General features: G+C 49.6%; 1 protein-coding gene. It reads left to right on the top strand.

The genetic code is table 11. The annotated features are described in order from the left end of the window. On the top strand, nt 1–234 hold a 234-nt coding region (locus ACPYOJ_RS36915), incomplete at both ends, for a DUF4469 domain-containing protein (protein ID WP_481420621.1).

Genomic DNA, 234 nt, shown 5'->3' on the forward strand with positions numbered 1-234 from the left:
TTCTTACTCCGGGTAAAAACCTGAAGATCGTAGGCAGCAAGATCAAAATCATGGGCGATGATCCTATGCGGGGAGTTTATTTCGTTAATACCGCTACCCAGTCCAGAACCCAGGTGGAAGCGTTCGACATTGTCGTCAACAATCCTTCGGAGCTTATTGTGGTGATTCCAGCCCTACCCGCAGGAAGCTACACCCTGGAAGTGTCAACCCAATACACGGAAGGCAGCCTATTGA

It is taken from the genome of Rhizobium sp. SVR5-9E, assembly GCF_056755095.1.